Below are 15,932 nucleotides of genomic sequence, written 5' to 3'. Positions count from 1 at the left end.
CCGACCTCCTCCGCCCGACCTCGCTCACCCCGGGGCGCCCGACGGCCTCCCGGCCGGGGCCCGCGAGCGCTAGGGTCGGGCGTTCGCGGGGGCGGACGCACCGGCCCCTGATCCTTGCTCGGAAGGACCACCGTGACGGCTCGTCGTACCCCCACCCGCTCCTTGCGCCGCGTGGCGCTCGCCTCCCTCGCCGCGCTCGCGCTCGGCGGACCGGCCCTGCTCGCCCCCACCGGCGCCGCCACCGCCGCGGCCACTGCCCCCGCCCCCGCCATCGCGCCCGGCGCCGTCCAGGCCGCCGAGGACGCGTTCACCCTCGACGCCCGGGTGCGCTCCGCCTCGTCCGCCGGCCTCGCGGTCGACGCCACGGCCCGCGGGGTGGTGCTGCCCGCCGAGGGTGGCGGCGCGACCGTGACCTTCGCGCTCGGCCCGGCCGGGCTCACCGATCCCGCGTCCGTCGACCCGTCGGCCTTCGCCGCGGTCGTCGAGGAGCCCGCCGCCGCCGCGGAGGAGTACGCCGGAGCCCTCACCACGACCCTCACCGCGGAGGCCGACCGGGTCCTCGCCGACGCCGACCACGCGGTCTACGCCTGGCAGTCCGACGGCGAGGCGGGCCCGGGCGGCTCCGCCTCGACGCCGCTGGAGGTCGACCGCGACGCCCTGGGCGGCGACGTCGTCGTCGAGTCGTCCGGCCCGAGCGCCCACACCTTCGGTCGCACCGACACCTTCGTCTGGCTCGCCGTGCGCGGCGTCCAGCGGCCCGCCGCGCTCGGCGGACTGCTCACCGGCCTGGACGGTGCCCGGGTGGTGGCCGAGAACCGGGGCGGGGGCGTGCTGCGCTTCCGCGTCCCCGAGCGCACCCTGCCGGGCACCCGCACGCTGCAGCTCGAGGTCACCAGCCCCGAGGCGGCTGCCGACGGGCTGGTCGTCACGCGCCGGCTCGTGGTGTCCCGCGCCGCGACGACGGCCGTGTCGTCCTTCGAGGTCGCGCCCGGTCCCCGGCGGACCGGCAGCCTCCTGGCCGGAGCCGTGGCGACCGACCCCCGGACCGGGTCCACGGTGCCCCGCGCCCGTGGGCCGATCGCGGTGAAGGTCTACCGCGCCGACGGCTCGGTGGCGTGGTCGTCCGGCGTCCAGCAGCTCGTCGCGAACGCGGCGTTCGACGGCCTGCGCCGCTTCGCGGTGCCGGCGCTCCCGGCCGGGTCCTACCGGCTCGTCGTCGGGTACGGCGGGTCCAACGTCTTCGAGCCGTCGAGCGCGACGCGCACGTTCAGCGTGCGCTGATCCCGCCGAGGACGAACTCGACCACGACGTCTGCGGGCACCTGCCGCGGGTTGAGGCAGGCGTGGACGAGGGGGAGGACGGCGTCGACGTCGCGCACCGCGAACTCGCCGCTCGCCACCCCCTCGTCCACGATGTCGCGCAGCACGGTCTCGACCGCCACCACGTGCTCGCGGATCTCGCGCAGCGAGGAGTCCGAGAGCAGTCCGTAGACCTGGGGGCCGAGGCCCAGGTGGAACTGCTCGCCCTCGGCGAGGTGGTGGTGCAGGTAGCGGCGCAGCCGCTCGGTCGGGCTGCCGGCGTCCGCCAGCACCGCCTCGAGCGTCTCGAGGTAGCGGGTCGTCTCGTGGGAGGCGAACGCCACCACCACCGCGTCCTTGTCGGGGAAGTGGTGGTAGATCGACGTGCGTCCCACGCCGGCCCGCGCGGCGAGCTGGGCCATGGTGATGGCCTCGAAGCTGCGCTCGCCGACGAGCTCGACGAACGCCGCGAAGACCCGCTCGCGGATCTGCTCGCGGTGGGCCGACAGGGACTCTCCCGAGATCTTCGGCACGGGCGGCCTAGAGCCTCGGCACCACGGCGCCGAGCAGGGTGCCCATGCGCGTGGCCGCGGAGCGACCGGCCTCGAGCACCTCGGCGTGGTCGAGCGGCTCGCCGGAGATGCCGGCCGCGAGGTTGGTGACCAGCGAGATGCCCAGCACCTCCATGCCCGCCTGACGGGCGGCGATGGCCTCCAGCGTGGTGCTCATGCCGACGAGGTGGCCGCCGATGGCGCGCACCATGCCGATCTCGGCCGGGGTCTCGTAGTGGGGACCGGGGAACTGCACGTAGACACCCTCGTCGAGCCCGGGCTCGACCTCGCGGCACAGGGCGCGCAGCCGGGACGAGTAGAGGTCGGTGAGGTCGACGAACTGCGGGCCCTCGATCGGGGAGCGGCCGGTCAGGTTGATGTGGTCGCTGATGAGCACGGGGGTGCCGGGGGACCAGGTGTCCTTCAGGCCACCGCAGCCGTTGGTCAGCACGATGGTGCGGCACCCGGCGGCGGCGGCGGTGCGCACGCCGTGCACGACGGCGCGCACGCCCCGGCCCTCGTAGTAGTGGGTGCGGCTGAGGAAGACCAGGACGGAGCGGTCGCCGGCGCGCACGGAGCGGATCTTGCCGGCGTGGCCGGCCACCGCGGCGGGGGCGAAGCCGGGCAGGTCGGTGGTGGCGATCTCGGCGACCGTCTCCCCGAGCATGTCGACGGCCGGGAGCCACCCGGAGCCCAGGACGACGGCGGCGTCGTGGCGCTCCACCCCCGTCAGCTCGGCGAGGCGGGCGGCGGCAGCGGTAGCGGCCTCGGTCGGGTCCAGGTCGTCGTGGTGCACGTCGCGAACTGTAGGCCAGAGTGGCGCGCGACACCCGTCGGCGCACGCGGGCGACGTACCTCCCGGCCCCGTTCGCGCAGGGCGTACCGGGCGGTAGCCATCCCGCCCGGGACGGGGCCGTCCGGGTGGATAGTCTGGTCCCCGTGACCCACTTCGATGTCCTCGTCCTTGGTGCCGGCCCCGGTGGATACGTCGCGGCGATCCGAGCCGCCCAGCTCGGCAAGTCCGTCGCCGTCATCGAGGAGAAGTACTGGGGCGGTGTGTGCCTCAACGTCGGCTGCATCCCGTCCAAGGCGCTCCTGAAGAACGCGGAGCTCGCCCACACGCTCACCCACGACAAGGCCAAGTACGGCATCGAGGGTGACGTCACGATGTCCTACGGCCCGACGTTCAAGCGCTCGCGCCAGGTGAGCGCCGGCATCGTCAAGGGCGTCCACTACCTGATGAAGAAGAACAAGATCACCGAGATCGACGGGTGGGGCACCTTCACCGGCCCCAAGTCGATCGACGTGAAGGGCTCCGACGGCTCCACGACGACCTACACCGCCGACGACGTCATCATCGCGTCCGGCGCGAAGGTGCGCACGGTGCCCGGCGTCGAGATCAGCCAGAACGTGGTCACCTACGAGGAGCAGATCCTCGACGAGGACCTGCCGGGCTCGATCATCATCGGCGGCTCGGGCGCGATCGGCGTCGAGTTCGCCTACGTGATGAAGAACTTCGGCGTCGACGTCACCATCGTCGAGTTCCTCGACCGCATCGTGCCGACCGAGGACGCGGACGTGTCGAAGGAGCTGCTCAAGCACTACAAGAAGCTGGGCATCAAGATCATGACCTCGACCGCCGTCAAGGGTGTCGAGGACACGGGCTCGGGCGTGAAGGTCACCGTCGCCCCGGCCGCCGGCGGCGACGAGCAGGTGCTCGAGGCCGACAAGATGCTCGCCGCGTTCGGCTTCGCGCCGCGCACCGAGGGCTACGGCCTGGAGAACACGGGCGTCGAGCTCACCGAGCGCGGCGCCATCGCGATCGACGAGTACGGCCGCACCAACGTGGACGGCGTCTACGCGATCGGCGACGTCACGGGCCGCATGATGCTCGCCCACGTCGCCGAGGCCATGGGCATCGTCGCCGCGGAGGTCATCGCGGGCGCCGAGACCATGCCGGTCGAGTTCGACTTCATCCCGCGCGCGACGTACTGCCACCCCCAGATCGGCTCGTTCGGGTACTCCGAGCAGCAGGCCAAGGACAAGGGGTACGACGTCAAGACGTCCACGTTCCCGTTCAGCGCCAACGGCAAGGCCCAGGGCCTCGGCGACGGCGTCGGGTTCGTCAAGGTGGTCGCGGACGCGGAGCACAACGAGATCCTCGGCGCCCACATGATCGGCCCCGACGTGACCGAGCTGCTGCCCGTGCTGACGCTGGCCCAGAAGTGGGACCTGACCGCCGACGAGGTCGGGCGCAACGTCTTCGCGCACCCGACCCTGACCGAGGCCGTCAAGGAGGCCGTCCACGGCATCTCCGGCCACATGATCAACCTCTGAGGTGCCGATGAACCGCGTCGTCATCGTCGGGGGCGGGCCCGGCGGCTACGAGTCCGCGCTCGTCGCCGCCCAGGCCGGGGCCGAGGTCACCGTGGTCGACACCGACGGTCTGGGCGGCTCGGCCGTGCTGACCGACTGCGTGCCGAGCAAGACCCTCATCGCCACGAGCGAGCTCATGTCGGAGCTGTCGGGCTCCGCCGAGCTGGGGCTCAGCTTCCTCGACGTCGAGGGCGACGCGGCCACCTCGATCCGCGTCGACCTGGGCCGGGTCAACACCCGGGTCAAGCAGCTCGCGGCCGACCAGTCGAGCGACATCGCCCGGCGTCTCGACCGGGAGGGGGTGCGGCTGGTCCACGGCCGCGGCCGCCTGGACGGCCCGAGCCGCGTCGTGGTCGACCTCGTCGACGGCGGCGAGGAGACCCTCGAGGCCGGAGCGGTGCTCGTCGCGACGGGCGCCTCGCCGCGCGTCATCCCGAGCGCGGTGCCCGACGGGGAGCGCATCCTCACCTGGGAGCAGGTCTACGACATCGCCGACGTGCCCGAGAAGCTCGTCGTCGTCGGCTCGGGCGTCACCGGCGCCGAGTTCGCCTCGGCGTACCTCTCGCTGGGCATCGACGTCACCCTGGTGTCCTCGCGCGACCGGGTGCTGCCCGGTGAGGACGCCGACGCGGCCGGGGTGCTCGAGGAGGTGCTGACGCGGCGCGGCATGAAGGTGCTGAGCCGCTCGCGGATGGAGTCCGTCACCCGCTCGGGCGACGTCGTCACCGTGCGGCTGACCGACGGCACCGAGGTGGAGTGCTCGCACTGCATCCTGGCGCTCGGCTCCGTGCCGAACACCGAGGGGCTCGGTCTCGAGGAGGCCGGGGTGCGCCTGAAGGACGGCGGCTTCGTCGGCGTCGACCGCGTCTCGCGCACGAGCGCGCGGGGCGTGTACGCCGCGGGCGACTGCACCGGCGTCCTCATGCTGGCCTCGGTGGCGGCGATGCAGGGCCGGATCGCCATGCAGCACCACCTCGGCGACGCGGTGCAGCCGCTCGACCTGCGCAAGGTGTCCTCGAACGTCTTCACCTCCCCGGAGATCGCCACGGTCGGCTGGTCGCAGCAGTCGGTCGACGAGGGCGAGATCCAGGCCGAGACCGTGCTGCTCCCGCTCTCGGGGAACCCCCGGGCGAAGATGCAGGGCGTGCGCGACGGCTTCGTGAAGCTGATCTGCCGCCCGGGCACGGGCATCGTGGTGGGCGGCGTCGTCGTCGGCCCCCGCGCCTCCGAGCTCATCCACCCGGTCGCCGTCGCCGTGGGCGAGGGCCTCACCGCCGACCAGCTCGCCGCGGTGTTCACCGTCTACCCGTCGATGTCCGGGTCGATCGCCGAGGCGGCCCGCCGGATGCACCACGTCTGACCCGACGCCAGCATCAGCACCACCCCCAGCACGACGACGGGGCCCGCCGCGCGGCGGGCCCCGTCGTTGTGCGCGGACCCGGGGCGCTAACTACCCCTCTGTAGTTCAAGCGTTCCGATTGCACGGCCCCGCGGGCCTGTGATCCGATCGTCGTGCACATCCGTCACACCCTTCACACCAGCCCCGGGTAGCCCCCGCCCGGGGCTGCCGCCTGCCGCCGAGTGCCCCAGGAGCCCCACCCGTGCCTGTCCGTCCGCGCCGTCCCCGCCTGCGCCGTGCCCGCCTCCTCGCCTCCCTGCTGCTGGGCGTGGGCCTCGTCGCCGCCGGCGGCGGCCGCGCGGGCGCCGTACCGGTCGACGACCAGTGGTGGGCGGTGCCGAACGCGGCCACGATCGCCATCGACGGCCACGGCTTCGGGCACGGCAACGGGATGTCGCAGTACGGCGCGTACGGCGCGGCGCAGCGCGGCGTGAACGTGCGCGAGATCCTGCGCTTCTACTACCCGGGCACCACCGTCACGACGGCCGGCGGCACCATCAGCGTCCGCATCAGCGCCGACGACGACGGCGACACGATCGTCGGCTGGCGCGAGGGCCTGACGGTCGTCGACCGCGGGACGAACGCGCGCCTGCCCGTCCCGGCCGGCGTGTCGGGCAGCTGGCGGGTCAGCTACGGCGGCTCGGACACCTCCATCGTCAGCTTCGCCCGCGGCGGCAAGTGGGTGTTCTGGAAGCGCACGCAGGGCGAGGCCGAGCTCTACGCCAGCGGCGGGGCGATCCCGCTGATCCTCGACGGCGGGCGCTCGACGGTGCAGTACCGCGGCACCCTGCGCGCCGCCATCAGCGAGCCCGGCGCCTCGCGCCGCGACACGGTCAACCACGTGACGCTCGAGCACTACCTGCGCGGCGTCGTGCCGCGCGAGATGCCGTCCTCGTGGACCCCGGCCGCCGTGCAGGCGCAGGCCGTCGCGGCCCGCACGTACGCCGTGCAGCAGCGCTCCGAGCCCAAGGCGCGCCACTACCAGATCTGCGACACCACCACCTGCCAGGTGTACGGCGGGTACACCGCCGAGAAGTCGGGCTCCAACCGCGCGATCGACGCGACGGCGGGCGCCATCCTCAGCTACCAGGGCGAGCCGGCGTTCGCGCAGTTCTCCTCGTCCAACGGCGGGTGGACCAACAACGGCTCCGCGCCGTACCTCACGGCCCGCCAGGACCCCTACGACAGCACGTCCGCCAACCCCAACCACACCTGGCTGCTGCGCGTCACCGACGTCACCATCGAGCGGGCCTGGCCCCAGCTCGGCAACCTGCAGGCCATCGCGGTCTCCGACCGCAACGGGTACGGCGAGTGGGGCGGCCGGGTGAACTCCGTGACGTTCCGCGGCAGCGCCGGGACCGTGACGGTCACGGGCGCGACGGTGCGCTCCAAGCTGGGGCTGAAGTCGACCTGGTTCACCTTCCGGGTGGCCCCCCGCAGCTGACCCCGCGCGGAGCCGCCCCCAGCGGTCCCCGCGGCGGAGCCGCCCTCAGGCGAGCTCGTCGAACGACAGCCACGCCCCGTGGCCGAGGTCGAGCACGTCCCCGCTGGCGAGCACGACCGGCTCGTCCCGCAGGCGGAGGGGCTCGTGGTCGGGGCGGCGCAAGAAGGTGCCGTTGGTCGAGCGCCGGTCGAGGGCGACGACCTGCCAGCCGTCGGGGCGCACCTCGACGTGGGTGGCGGAGACGTGGCCCTCGGGCACGGCGACCAGCCGCACCGTGCCCGGTCGGGGCACCAGGTCCGGCCGGGGGGAGCGGCCCACGACGACGGGGGCGTCGATCTCGACGACCTCCCCGGTGCTGACCGTCATCCGGCCCCGGACGGGTGCGGCGACCGGACGGACGTCGCGCGTGACGAGGACCCCGCACACGCGGCACGTCGTGCGGTGCGGGGGGTTCGGGTGGCCCTCGGGGCAGGCCACCGACGGCAGCGTGCCCGGGCCGGCCGCGCCGTCCGCCGGTCCTCCGGGCCGGACGGGCCCGCCGCGGGAGCCGAGCCGCGTGGTGCCGATGCCCTCCTCGGGCGGCACCGCGAGCGGGGCGAGGGGCCGGTGCAGCGTGCCGGACACGTCGACGGATCGGTCGGGCGACCCGCCCGGGCGCAGCACCGGGCGCCGTGCGCCCGCGTCGGGGAGGGCCCGGGCGAGCCGGCCGGCGAGCTGGCCGGCGTGGCCGGCGACGTGGTCGGCGCCGGCGCCCGCGTCGGAGCGGCCCCAGCCGGGGGAGTGCAGCCGGCGGGCGGGCGCGACCCCGGAGACGATGGGGAGCGCGGGCGGTGGCGCCGTGGGCGTGGCGTCGCCGCTCGCGCCCGGCGGGGTGGCCCGCACGGCGATGCGCTGGGCGCCGTCCACGGTGCGCTCGGTCCAGGTGGCGGCCCCGGTGCCCGCCACGGCGTGGTCGGTGTCGCCGCTCGCGCTGGCGACGAAGCCCGTGCCGCGGGCGGCGAGGTGGGTGCGACGCTCGGGGGTCGGGCCCGACCACAGGGCGATCGCGAACGGCGGCAGGTCGAGCAGGGTGCGCTCGCTCACCGCGCCGAGCGCCGCGAGGAACACGCCGAGGTCGGCGCCCTCGCTCAGCACCTCCCACAGCACGGTCGCGGCGGGTGCCCCGACGGTGCGGTCGACGATGGCGACGCCCGCCTCGCAGACGACGCCGAGGTGGTCCCCGGGGAGGTGGAGGAAGTGGGCCGGGGGCCGGCCGCCGGGGCGGGTCATCGACCGCCCCCCGTCGCGAGGCGGCCCGTGCGTCGGGCGTCGAGCACCACCGCGGTCGCGTTGTCGCGCCCGCCCGCGTCGACGGCGGCCGCCACCAGGGTCTCGGCGGCGAGCCGGGGGTCGGGGTGCGCGAGCAGCACGGCGGTGACGAGCTGGTCGGTCAGCTCGCCGCAGACGCCGTCGGTGCACAGGAGCACCCGGTCGCCCGCCCGGGCCGGGTGGAAGGTGACGTCGAGCTCGGGTGCGTCACCCTCAGCCGTGCCCTGGCCCGCGCCGAGGGCCCGGGTGAGCACGTGTCCGTCGTCGGCCACGTCCGCCCCGGCCACGCCGACCCCCTGGTCGAGCAGCTCCTGGCGCCGGGTGTGGTCGGTGGTGAGGCAGGTGAGGGCGCCGTCGCGCAGCAGGTACGCGCGGGACTGCCCGAGGTGGAACACCAGCCACCCCGCTCGCCCGTCCTGCTCCGCCACCGCGACGCCGGTCAGGGTCGAGCCCGGGGCGGCGCCCGCCCCGTCGGCCAGGCCCGCCACGCGGCGGCTCGCCTCGGACACGGCGGCCCGCAGGCCGGCGGCGTCCACGCCGTACGTCCAGGGCTGCTCGGCCAGGGTGCGCGCCACGAGCGCCGCGGCGGCGGCTCCGTCGTGGTGCCCGCCCATGCCGTCGGCGACCAGGCAGACCCGGTCGTCGGCGTGCCACGCGTCCTCGTTCTCGCGACGGCGCACGCCCACGTCGCTCGCCGCTCCCCGGTCGGTGTCGAAGGGGACGGGCGCCGGTGCGTGCCTGGCCACGACGTGCGCCCTACTCCACGACGGCGACGAGGTCGCCGCCCTCGACGGGGCGGGTGCCGGTCAGGGCGAGGCGCCGGACGGTGCCGGCGCGCGGCGCCGTGATGGCGGCCTCCATCTTCATCGCCTCGATGGTGGCCAGTACCGCGCCGGCCTCCACCTCCTCGCCCTCGCCGACCACGACGGTGACCACGCCCTGGAACGGGGCGGCCACGTGGGTGGGATCGCTCGGGTCGGCCTTCTCCGTGCTCTGGTCGTCGGCGGCGATGGAGCGGTCGCGCACCGACAGCGGCCGCAGCTGGCCGTTGATGGTGCACATGACGGTGCGGAAGCCGCGCTCGTCGGGCTCGCTCACGGCCTCGAGGCCGAGGATGAGGGTCTTGCCCTCGTCGAGCTCGACGGTGTGCTCCTCGCCGCGGCGCAGGCCGTAGAGGTAGTCGAGCGTCGGGATGCGGCCGACGTCGCCGTACGTCTCGCGGGCCGCGCGGAAGTCCTTCGTCGGGCCGGGGAAGAGCAGCTCGTTGAGGGTGCCGCGCGGGTCCGAGGCGAGCCCGGCGCGCTGCTCGTCGGTCAGCTCGGCCGCGGGCTGCTTCCACGTGCGGCCCTCGAGCGCCTTGGTGCGGAACGGCTCGGGCCAGCCGCCGGGCGGGTCGCCCAGCTCGCCGGAGAGGAACCCGATGACGGAGTCGGGCAGGTCGTAGTCGCCCGGGTTCTCGGCGAAGTCGGCGATCTTCTCGGGGGTGTCGGCGCCCGTGCCGACGAGGTGGAGGGCGAGGTCGCCGATCACCTTCGACGACGGTGTCACCTTCGGGATGTTGCCGAGGATGTCGTTCGCGGCGGCGTAGGTGTCCTCGATCTGCTCGAACTTCTCGGCGAGACCCAGCGCCGCGGCCTGCTGGCGCAGGTTGGAGAGCTGGCCGCCGGGGATCTCGTGGCGGTAGACGCGGCCGGTGGGCGAGGACAGGCCGGACTCGAAGGGGGCGTAGACCCGGCGCACCGCCTCCCAGTAGGGCTCCAGCGCGCCGACGGCCGCGAGGTCGAGGCCGGTCTCGCGCGCCGAGTGGTCGGTGGCGGCCACGAGGGCCGTCAGCGACGGCTGGCTGGTGGTGCCCGCCATGGTCGCGGTCGCCGCGTCCACGGCGTCCACCCCGGCGTCGATCGCGGAGAGCAGGGTCGCGAGCTGGCCGCCGGCGGTGTCGTGGGTGTGCAGGTGCACCGGCAGGTCGAAGCGCTCACGGAGCGCGGTGACGAGCGTGCGGGCGGCGGGCGCGCGGAGCAGGCCCGCCATGTCCTTGACGGCCAGCACGTGGGCGCCGGCCTCGACGATCTCCTCGGCCAGGCGCAGGTAGTAGTCGAGCGTGTAGAGCCGCTCGCCCGGGTCCGACAGGTCGCCGGTGTAGCAGAGCGCGACCTCGGCGACGGTCGTGCCGGTGGCGCGCACGGCGTCGATGGCGGGACGCATCTGGGCGACGTCGTTGAGGGCGTCGAAGACGCGGAAGACGTCGATGCCGGTCGCCGCGGCCTCCGCGACGAAGGCGTCGGTCACCTCCGTGGGGTACGGCGTGTAGCCCACCGTGTTGCGCCCGCGCAGCAGCATCTGCAGCTGGATGTTCGGCACCGCTTGGCGCAGCTGGGCCAGGCGCTCCCACGGGTCCTCGGACAGGAAGCGCAGCGCCACGTCGTACGTCGCGCCGCCCCACGCCTCGAGCGACCACAGCTGCGGCAGCGTGCGGGCCACGACGGGCGCCGCGGCCATCAGGTCACGGGTGCGCACGCGGGTGGCGAGCAGCGACTGGTGGGCGTCGCGGAACGTGGTGTCGGTGACCGCCACCTGGGTCTGCGCGCGCAGCCGTCGCGCGAACTCCTCGGGGCCGACCTCCAGCAGGAGCTGGCGGGAGCCGTCCGGTGCGGGCACCGCCTCCTCGACGGCCGGCAGCTTCGTGGCCGGGTCGAGGGTGACCGGCGCCTCGCCGTGCGGCTTGTTGACGGTGACGTCGGCGAGGTAGCGCAGCAGCTTCGTGCCGCGGTCGGCCGACGGGCGCGCGGTCAGCAGCTCGGGGTGGGTCTCGATGAAGCTCGTCGTCACCCGCCCGGCGGTGAAGTCGGGGTCGGCGAGCACGCCGGAGAGGAACGAGATGTTGGTGCGCACGCCGCGGATGCGGAACTCGGCGACCGCGCGGCGCGCCTTCTCGACGGCCTTCTCGAACGTGCGGCCCCGGCACGTGAGCTTGGCCAGCATCGAGTCGAAGTGCGGGCTGATCTCGGCGCCGGCGTACGTCGTACCCCCGTCGACGCGCACGCCCGGGCCGCCGGGGGAGCGGTAGGTGGAGATCTTGCCGGTGTCGGGCCGGAAGTCGTTGGCCGGGTCCTCGGTCGTGATCCGGCACTGCAGCGCCGCCCCGCGCAGCCGCACCGTGTCCTGCGACAGGCCGAGGTCGGCCAGCGTCTCCCCGGCGGCGATGCGCAGCTGGGACTGCACGAGGTCGACGTCGGTGACCTCCTCGGTCACCGTGTGCTCGACCTGGATGCGCGGGTTCATCTCGATGAAGACGTAGTTGCCGTCGGGGTCGAGCAGGAACTCGACGGTGCCCGCGTTGCGGTAGCCGATGTGGCGCGCGAACCTCACGGCGTCGGCGCACATGCGGTCGCGCAGCGCCGGGTCGAGGTTCGGCGCGGGCGCGATCTCGATGACCTTCTGGTGGCGCCGCTGCACCGAGCAGTCGCGCTCGAACAGGTGGATGACGTCACCGGCGCCGTCGGCCAGGATCTGCACCTCGATGTGGCGCGGCTCGACGACGGCCTGCTCGACGAAGACGGTCGGGTCGCCGAACGCGGCCTCGCCCTCGCGCATGCACGTCTCGACCGCCTCGCGCAGCGCCTCGGGGCGCTCGACGCGACGCATGCCGCGCCCGCCGCCACCGGCGACGGCCTTGACGAAGAGCGGGTAGGGCAGCGACGACGCGGCCTCGACGATCGCGTCCACGTCGGTGGACGGCTCGACGCTGGCCAGCACGGGCACGCCGGCCTCCTTGGCGGCGGCGATGGCGCGGGCCTTGTTGCCGGTCAGCTCGAGGATCTCCGAGGTGGGGCCCACGAACGTGATGCCGGCGTTCGCGCACGCCTCGGCGAGCGCGGGGTTCTCCGACAGGAACCCGTAGCCCGGGTAGACCGCGTCCGCACCGCAGGCCACGGCCGCCGCGACCACGGCGTCGGGGTCGAGGTAGTTGCGCACCGGGTGGCCGCGCTCCCCGATCTCGTAGGCCTCGTCGGCCTTCAGCCGGTGCTCCGACCAGCGGTCCTCGTGGGGGAAGACGGCGACGGTCCGGACGTCGAGCTCGTACGCCGCCCGGAACGCTCGGATCGCGATCTCGCCCCGGTTGGCCACCAGCACCTTGGAGAACATGGGGGGAGGCTATCCACAACCTCACCCGTGCGGGTGCACGAGGCCCGGGTGGCGGACGGTCGGGTACGGCGGAGGTTCAGCGCCGACGCCTGCGGGCAGGCCGGCGGGGCTCGCGGCCGGACCGTGGGCCGGACCCACGTCCCTGCCGCTTGCGCAGGTCGACCGGACGCGACCGGTCCGAGGACGACCGCCCGGGCGATCCGCCGGCGAGCGGCTGGTTCGCGAACGAGCGGCCGGTGCGGACGCGCACGATCCCGACGAGGATCCACAGCACGCCGCTGACGGCAAGGCCCGCCAGGACCCCCGCGACGACCCCGAGCACGGCGTCCCCCCGGCGGTCGTCCGGTTCGTCCGCCGTCGCCTCGACGGCGGTGATGTCGGGCGGGATGGCGCGCGCCCACTCGGTGAGCCGGTCCTCGGCCCGGCCGAGCATCTCGTAGGAGGAGATCCGGTCGTAGACCGCGGCGTCCTGCGGTGCCAGCACGACGCCGGCCTCCTCGAGACGGTACGAGGGCGGCATCGTCCGGTGGCCCGTCAGGGCCACGTCGCCGTTCCCGTCGCCCTCCCAGATCACGACGACCCCGTCGACCTCGACGGCGGCCATGAGCTGGTCGAGGGCGTGGCCGGCCTGGGCGTAGCCCGCGTTCCAGGACTGCTCGACGACGAGCACGTAGAGGGGGGCGCCCTCCTCGGCGACCACCCGCTCCACCTCCGCCTCCTCCTCCGGGGCGAGCAGTGCGCTGCTCCCGGGGGCGACGACGACGTGGTCGCCGGCCGCCCAGGCGTCCATGGCGTCCCTCAGGACGTCGCCCGCCGCGAGGTCGTCACGCGGCGCTCCCGGGGCACCTGGGTCGCGCCACGCGCCGACGGCCGCGAGGCCGCCGCACGCGAGGCCGACGGCCCAGGCGAGGGTGCGGGAACGGAGGAACGCGTTCACGACGTCCCCCCTCCGGCGCGCGCCCGGCCGACCTCGCTCCACAGGTCGTCGACGAGGGCGCCGTACCCCGTGCGCGCCCACACGCTCCCGGTCTCGTAGTAGGGCCTGCGCCGCAGGCCGTGACGCACGGTCAGCGGGTCGGTGATGGCGCCGACCGCGCAGGCCCGGCACACGGGGACCTCGACCCCGGAGCCGGTCACCTCGCGGGTGCGCTCGGCACGTCCGTGCAGCGGGTTCACGAAGCAGGGTCGGTACGGCGCTCGCCCCGGCTCGTCGAGAGCCGCGGCCGCGACCCGGGCGAGGACGAGGGCCCCCACGAGGTCCGCCCGTCGGGTCCGGCCGGGCGACGCGCTGTCGAGGACGGCCTGGGCGGTGGCGTACGAGCCGTCCACCCGGGTGCGGGTGGTGGCGTCGAGCGGTCGGCCCGCCCGCTCCGCGCGACGACGTCCGACGGCGTCGAGCTCGCGGCGGGCGGTCTGCTCGAGAGCGCGCAGGCCGTCGGGCGAGTCGACCCCGGCGCCGCCCGGCGTCGGGGAGGCGACGGCGACGTCGCCGCTGCGCTGCGTGCGCGCTGCCACGGGTGCCGTCTCCCTCCAGCGGGCCACGTTGCGGAGCAGGAGGGTCACGCCGATCCCGACGGCGACGAAGGCGAGCGCGGGCACGAAGGAGGCGGTGAAGGCGTCGGAGGGGCCGTCGTCCCCGACGTCCCAGTCCGGCCGCTGCCACATGCCGGTGACGTACTGCCCCGGGTCGTCCTCGGTGCCAGCCAGCTGGTCCAGGCTCCAGGCGACGTCGCCCACGAGGGACGACCGGCCGCCGTCACCCTGGCCCGGCACGTAGTCGAGGTACGTCTGGGCCCACTCGCCGGTCCCGAGGGACGCGGAGACGTTCGAGTGCGGCTCCGTCGCCGTGAGGTAGTACCCGTCGCCGAGCTGACGCGACAGCAGGATCGCGAGCTCCTCGGCTGCCTCGCTCCCGTAGTCGCCCTCGGCGAGACCCGGGACCCCGGGCACGAGGGCGACGTACACGGGGACGCCCTCCGCGCGCGCTGCCTCGGCCCGGGCGGTGAGGGCGGCGTCCACGGCGTCGCGCGCGCCGTTGCCGAAGAGCGGGTGCACGAGCACCGGGTCCTCGCGCAGCGCGGCCACGACGTCGTCGACGTCGGGCGCGGGGCCGAGGTCGTCGTCCGGGAACGCGGTCACGGCGCTCACCGCTGCCGCAGGCGGTGGACCGCCCCGACCAGGTCGGGCTGGAGCGCCCCGAAGCCGGTCGAGGCCCAGGGCTCCACGCCGCTCTCGAAGTAGTGCCGCGGCCGGCCGTCGACCATGACGTCCAGGATCTCGGGCCGTGCGCCCTTCTTCAGGTCACGCCGGCACCGGTTGCACAGCGGCGCGTGCAGCCGCTCACCGGCCACCTCGACGTCGCGCACGTTCTCGCCGGGCCCGTGGAGGGGGTTGAGCAGGCACGGCGGTGTGGGCGAGTACGCCCGTCCCCGGAGCGCCGCGGTCAGGGCGGCGCGCCCGCGCTGGGCCAGCACCAGGCCGCCGACGCCGTCGAGGAGGGGCACGTCGTCCGTGGGATCCTCAGGGCGCAGGACCCGTCGAGCGGCGTCGTAGTGGTCGAGCGCGGACTGCCACGCCGCGGCGTCGCCCCTCGGGGTCAGCTCCGCGGCGTCGACGGCCTCGCCCAGCGCGAGCAGCTCGTCGCGTGCGCGGCCGACCACGCCGGCGTCGCGCGCCGAGCGCACGAGCTCCAGGGCGGACGGGGGCAGGACGAAGGCGCCGTCACGGGCCGTTCCCGCGGGAGCGCCGGCACTCGACGGTCGTCGACGCACGGCGCGGACGACCAGGGCGACCAGCAGCACGCCCCCCAGCAGGATGCCGGCCGTGGCGCCGGTCCCCAGCCCGTCACCGTCGGCGGACGGCGATTGCGCGTAGCTCTCCTCACGGGTCTCGCGGACCTCCTCCTGGTAGTCCAGCCACTCCGTCTGCTCGCTCGTGGTGGCGTAGGACACCAGGGCGTCGGTGAGCCGCACGAGCGCCGGCCCCAGCTCCGGCTCGACCACGTCGACGTCGAGGGCGTCGAACGTGTCGGGCAGCGCGACCGAGGTGCCCCACTGCTGCTCGGTGAGGGTGTACTCGGGGCCGCCGTTCTCCTCGACGTAGGCCGGCTCGTAGAACCAGTCCGTACCGAGGTACAGACCGTCCCCGCCCGTCTCGTCGTGCACCGAGACGAGCAGGTTGTCCATGTCACCGGCGAAGTCCTGGCCCTGGAGATCGGCGACCACGACGTACACCGGCGCTCCCGCCGCCTCCAGGGTGGCGAGGTTCTCGGTGACGGCCGCGACCTCGTCGGGGGTCAGCATGGGGGCGGCGCTGGGCGCGACGTACAGGCCTGTCTCGTCGAGAGCGGTGATGACCGCGGTCAGCTCGTCCTCGGCCACGTGTCGGTGCCCCCCTCGCGCGTCGTACCG

The 15,932-nt window shown here is 74.8% G+C and carries 12 protein-coding genes; 4 read left to right on the top strand and 8 right to left on the bottom strand.

The window, feature by feature from the left end; genetic code table 11:
* Window positions 1-132 precede the first annotated feature (132 nt).
* The gene (locus INN71_RS07980; RefSeq protein ID WP_277501547.1) at window positions 133-1,281 is read left to right on the top strand and encodes a hypothetical protein; all 1,149 of its coding nucleotides are present in this window, start codon (window positions 133-135) and stop codon (window positions 1,279-1,281) included.
* Here INN71_RS07980 and INN71_RS07975 read toward each other — a convergent pair.
* Both INN71_RS07975 and INN71_RS07970 read right to left on the bottom strand, forming a co-directional pair.
* Window positions 1,268-1,831 (bottom strand): TetR/AcrR family transcriptional regulator, encoded by a 564-nt coding sequence (locus INN71_RS07975; protein WP_277501548.1) that lies wholly within the window; start codon window positions 1,829-1,831, stop codon window positions 1,268-1,270. The two genes, INN71_RS07980 and INN71_RS07975, sit on opposite strands and share 14 nt — an antisense overlap.
* Window positions 1,832-1,838: 7 nt before the next feature.
* Complete coding sequence (locus INN71_RS07970; protein WP_277501549.1) at window positions 1,839-2,645, bottom strand: purine-nucleoside phosphorylase; 807 nt, start codon at window positions 2,643-2,645, stop codon at window positions 1,839-1,841.
* Between the two features lie 143 nt (window positions 2,646-2,788).
* Here INN71_RS07970 and lpdA point away from each other — a divergent pair, with 143 nt between their 5' ends.
* The 3 genes from lpdA (at window position 2,789) to INN71_RS07955 (ending at window position 7,068) form a co-directional block, all read left to right on the top strand.
* Window positions 2,789-4,186: a dihydrolipoyl dehydrogenase gene (gene lpdA, locus INN71_RS07965; protein ID WP_277501550.1), complete on the top strand. Its 1,398-nt coding sequence runs from the start codon at window positions 2,789-2,791 to the stop codon at window positions 4,184-4,186.
* Window positions 4,187-4,193: 7 nt separating this feature from the next.
* The gene (locus INN71_RS07960; RefSeq protein ID WP_277501551.1) at window positions 4,194-5,585 is read left to right on the top strand and encodes an NAD(P)H-quinone dehydrogenase; all 1,392 of its coding nucleotides are present in this window, start codon (window positions 4,194-4,196) and stop codon (window positions 5,583-5,585) included.
* Window positions 5,586-5,826: 241 nt separating this feature from the next.
* Window positions 5,827-7,068, top strand: coding sequence for a SpoIID/LytB domain-containing protein (locus INN71_RS07955; protein ID WP_277501552.1), 1,242 nt, complete (start codon window positions 5,827-5,829; stop codon window positions 7,066-7,068).
* Window positions 7,069-7,113: 45 nt separating this feature from the next.
* On the opposite strand, the gene INN71_RS07950 is transcribed toward INN71_RS07955, so the two are convergent.
* The 6 genes from INN71_RS07950 to INN71_RS07925 form a co-directional block, all read right to left on the bottom strand.
* Window positions 7,114-8,337: an FHA domain-containing protein gene (locus INN71_RS07950; RefSeq protein ID WP_301800051.1), complete on the bottom strand. Its 1,224-nt coding sequence runs from the start codon at window positions 8,335-8,337 to the stop codon at window positions 7,114-7,116.
* Complete coding sequence (locus INN71_RS07945; protein ID WP_277498650.1) at window positions 8,334-9,122, bottom strand: PP2C family serine/threonine-protein phosphatase; 789 nt, start codon at window positions 9,120-9,122, stop codon at window positions 8,334-8,336. Before INN71_RS07945 ends, INN71_RS07950 begins: the two co-directional genes overlap by 4 nt.
* A gap of 10 nt (window positions 9,123-9,132) precedes the next feature.
* Window positions 9,133-12,522, bottom strand: a complete 3,390-nt coding sequence (locus INN71_RS07940; RefSeq protein ID WP_277498648.1) for a pyruvate carboxylase — start codon at window positions 12,520-12,522, stop codon at window positions 9,133-9,135.
* Between the two features lie 76 nt (window positions 12,523-12,598).
* The gene (locus INN71_RS07935) at window positions 12,599-13,459 is read right to left on the bottom strand and encodes a hypothetical protein (RefSeq protein ID WP_277498647.1); all 861 of its coding nucleotides are present in this window, start codon (window positions 13,457-13,459) and stop codon (window positions 12,599-12,601) included.
* Window positions 13,456-14,661 (bottom strand): hypothetical protein, encoded by a 1,206-nt coding sequence (locus tag INN71_RS07930; protein ID WP_277498646.1) that lies wholly within the window; start codon window positions 14,659-14,661, stop codon window positions 13,456-13,458. The genes INN71_RS07935 and INN71_RS07930 overlap by 4 nt, the downstream gene beginning before the upstream one ends.
* A gap of 5 nt (window positions 14,662-14,666) precedes the next feature.
* Entirely contained in the window at window positions 14,667-15,902 is a 1,236-nt protein-coding gene (locus INN71_RS07925; RefSeq protein WP_277498645.1) for a hypothetical protein, read from the bottom strand.
* Window positions 15,903-15,932 lie beyond the last annotated feature (30 nt).

Origin of the sequence: Nocardioides sp. ChNu-153 (assembly GCF_030466625.1) — a bacterium.
Taxonomy (GTDB): domain Bacteria; phylum Actinomycetota; class Actinomycetes; order Propionibacteriales; family Nocardioidaceae; genus Nocardioides.
Note: the sequence above shows the minus strand (reverse complement) of the source record. Positions and strands in the feature narration are given on the sequence as shown.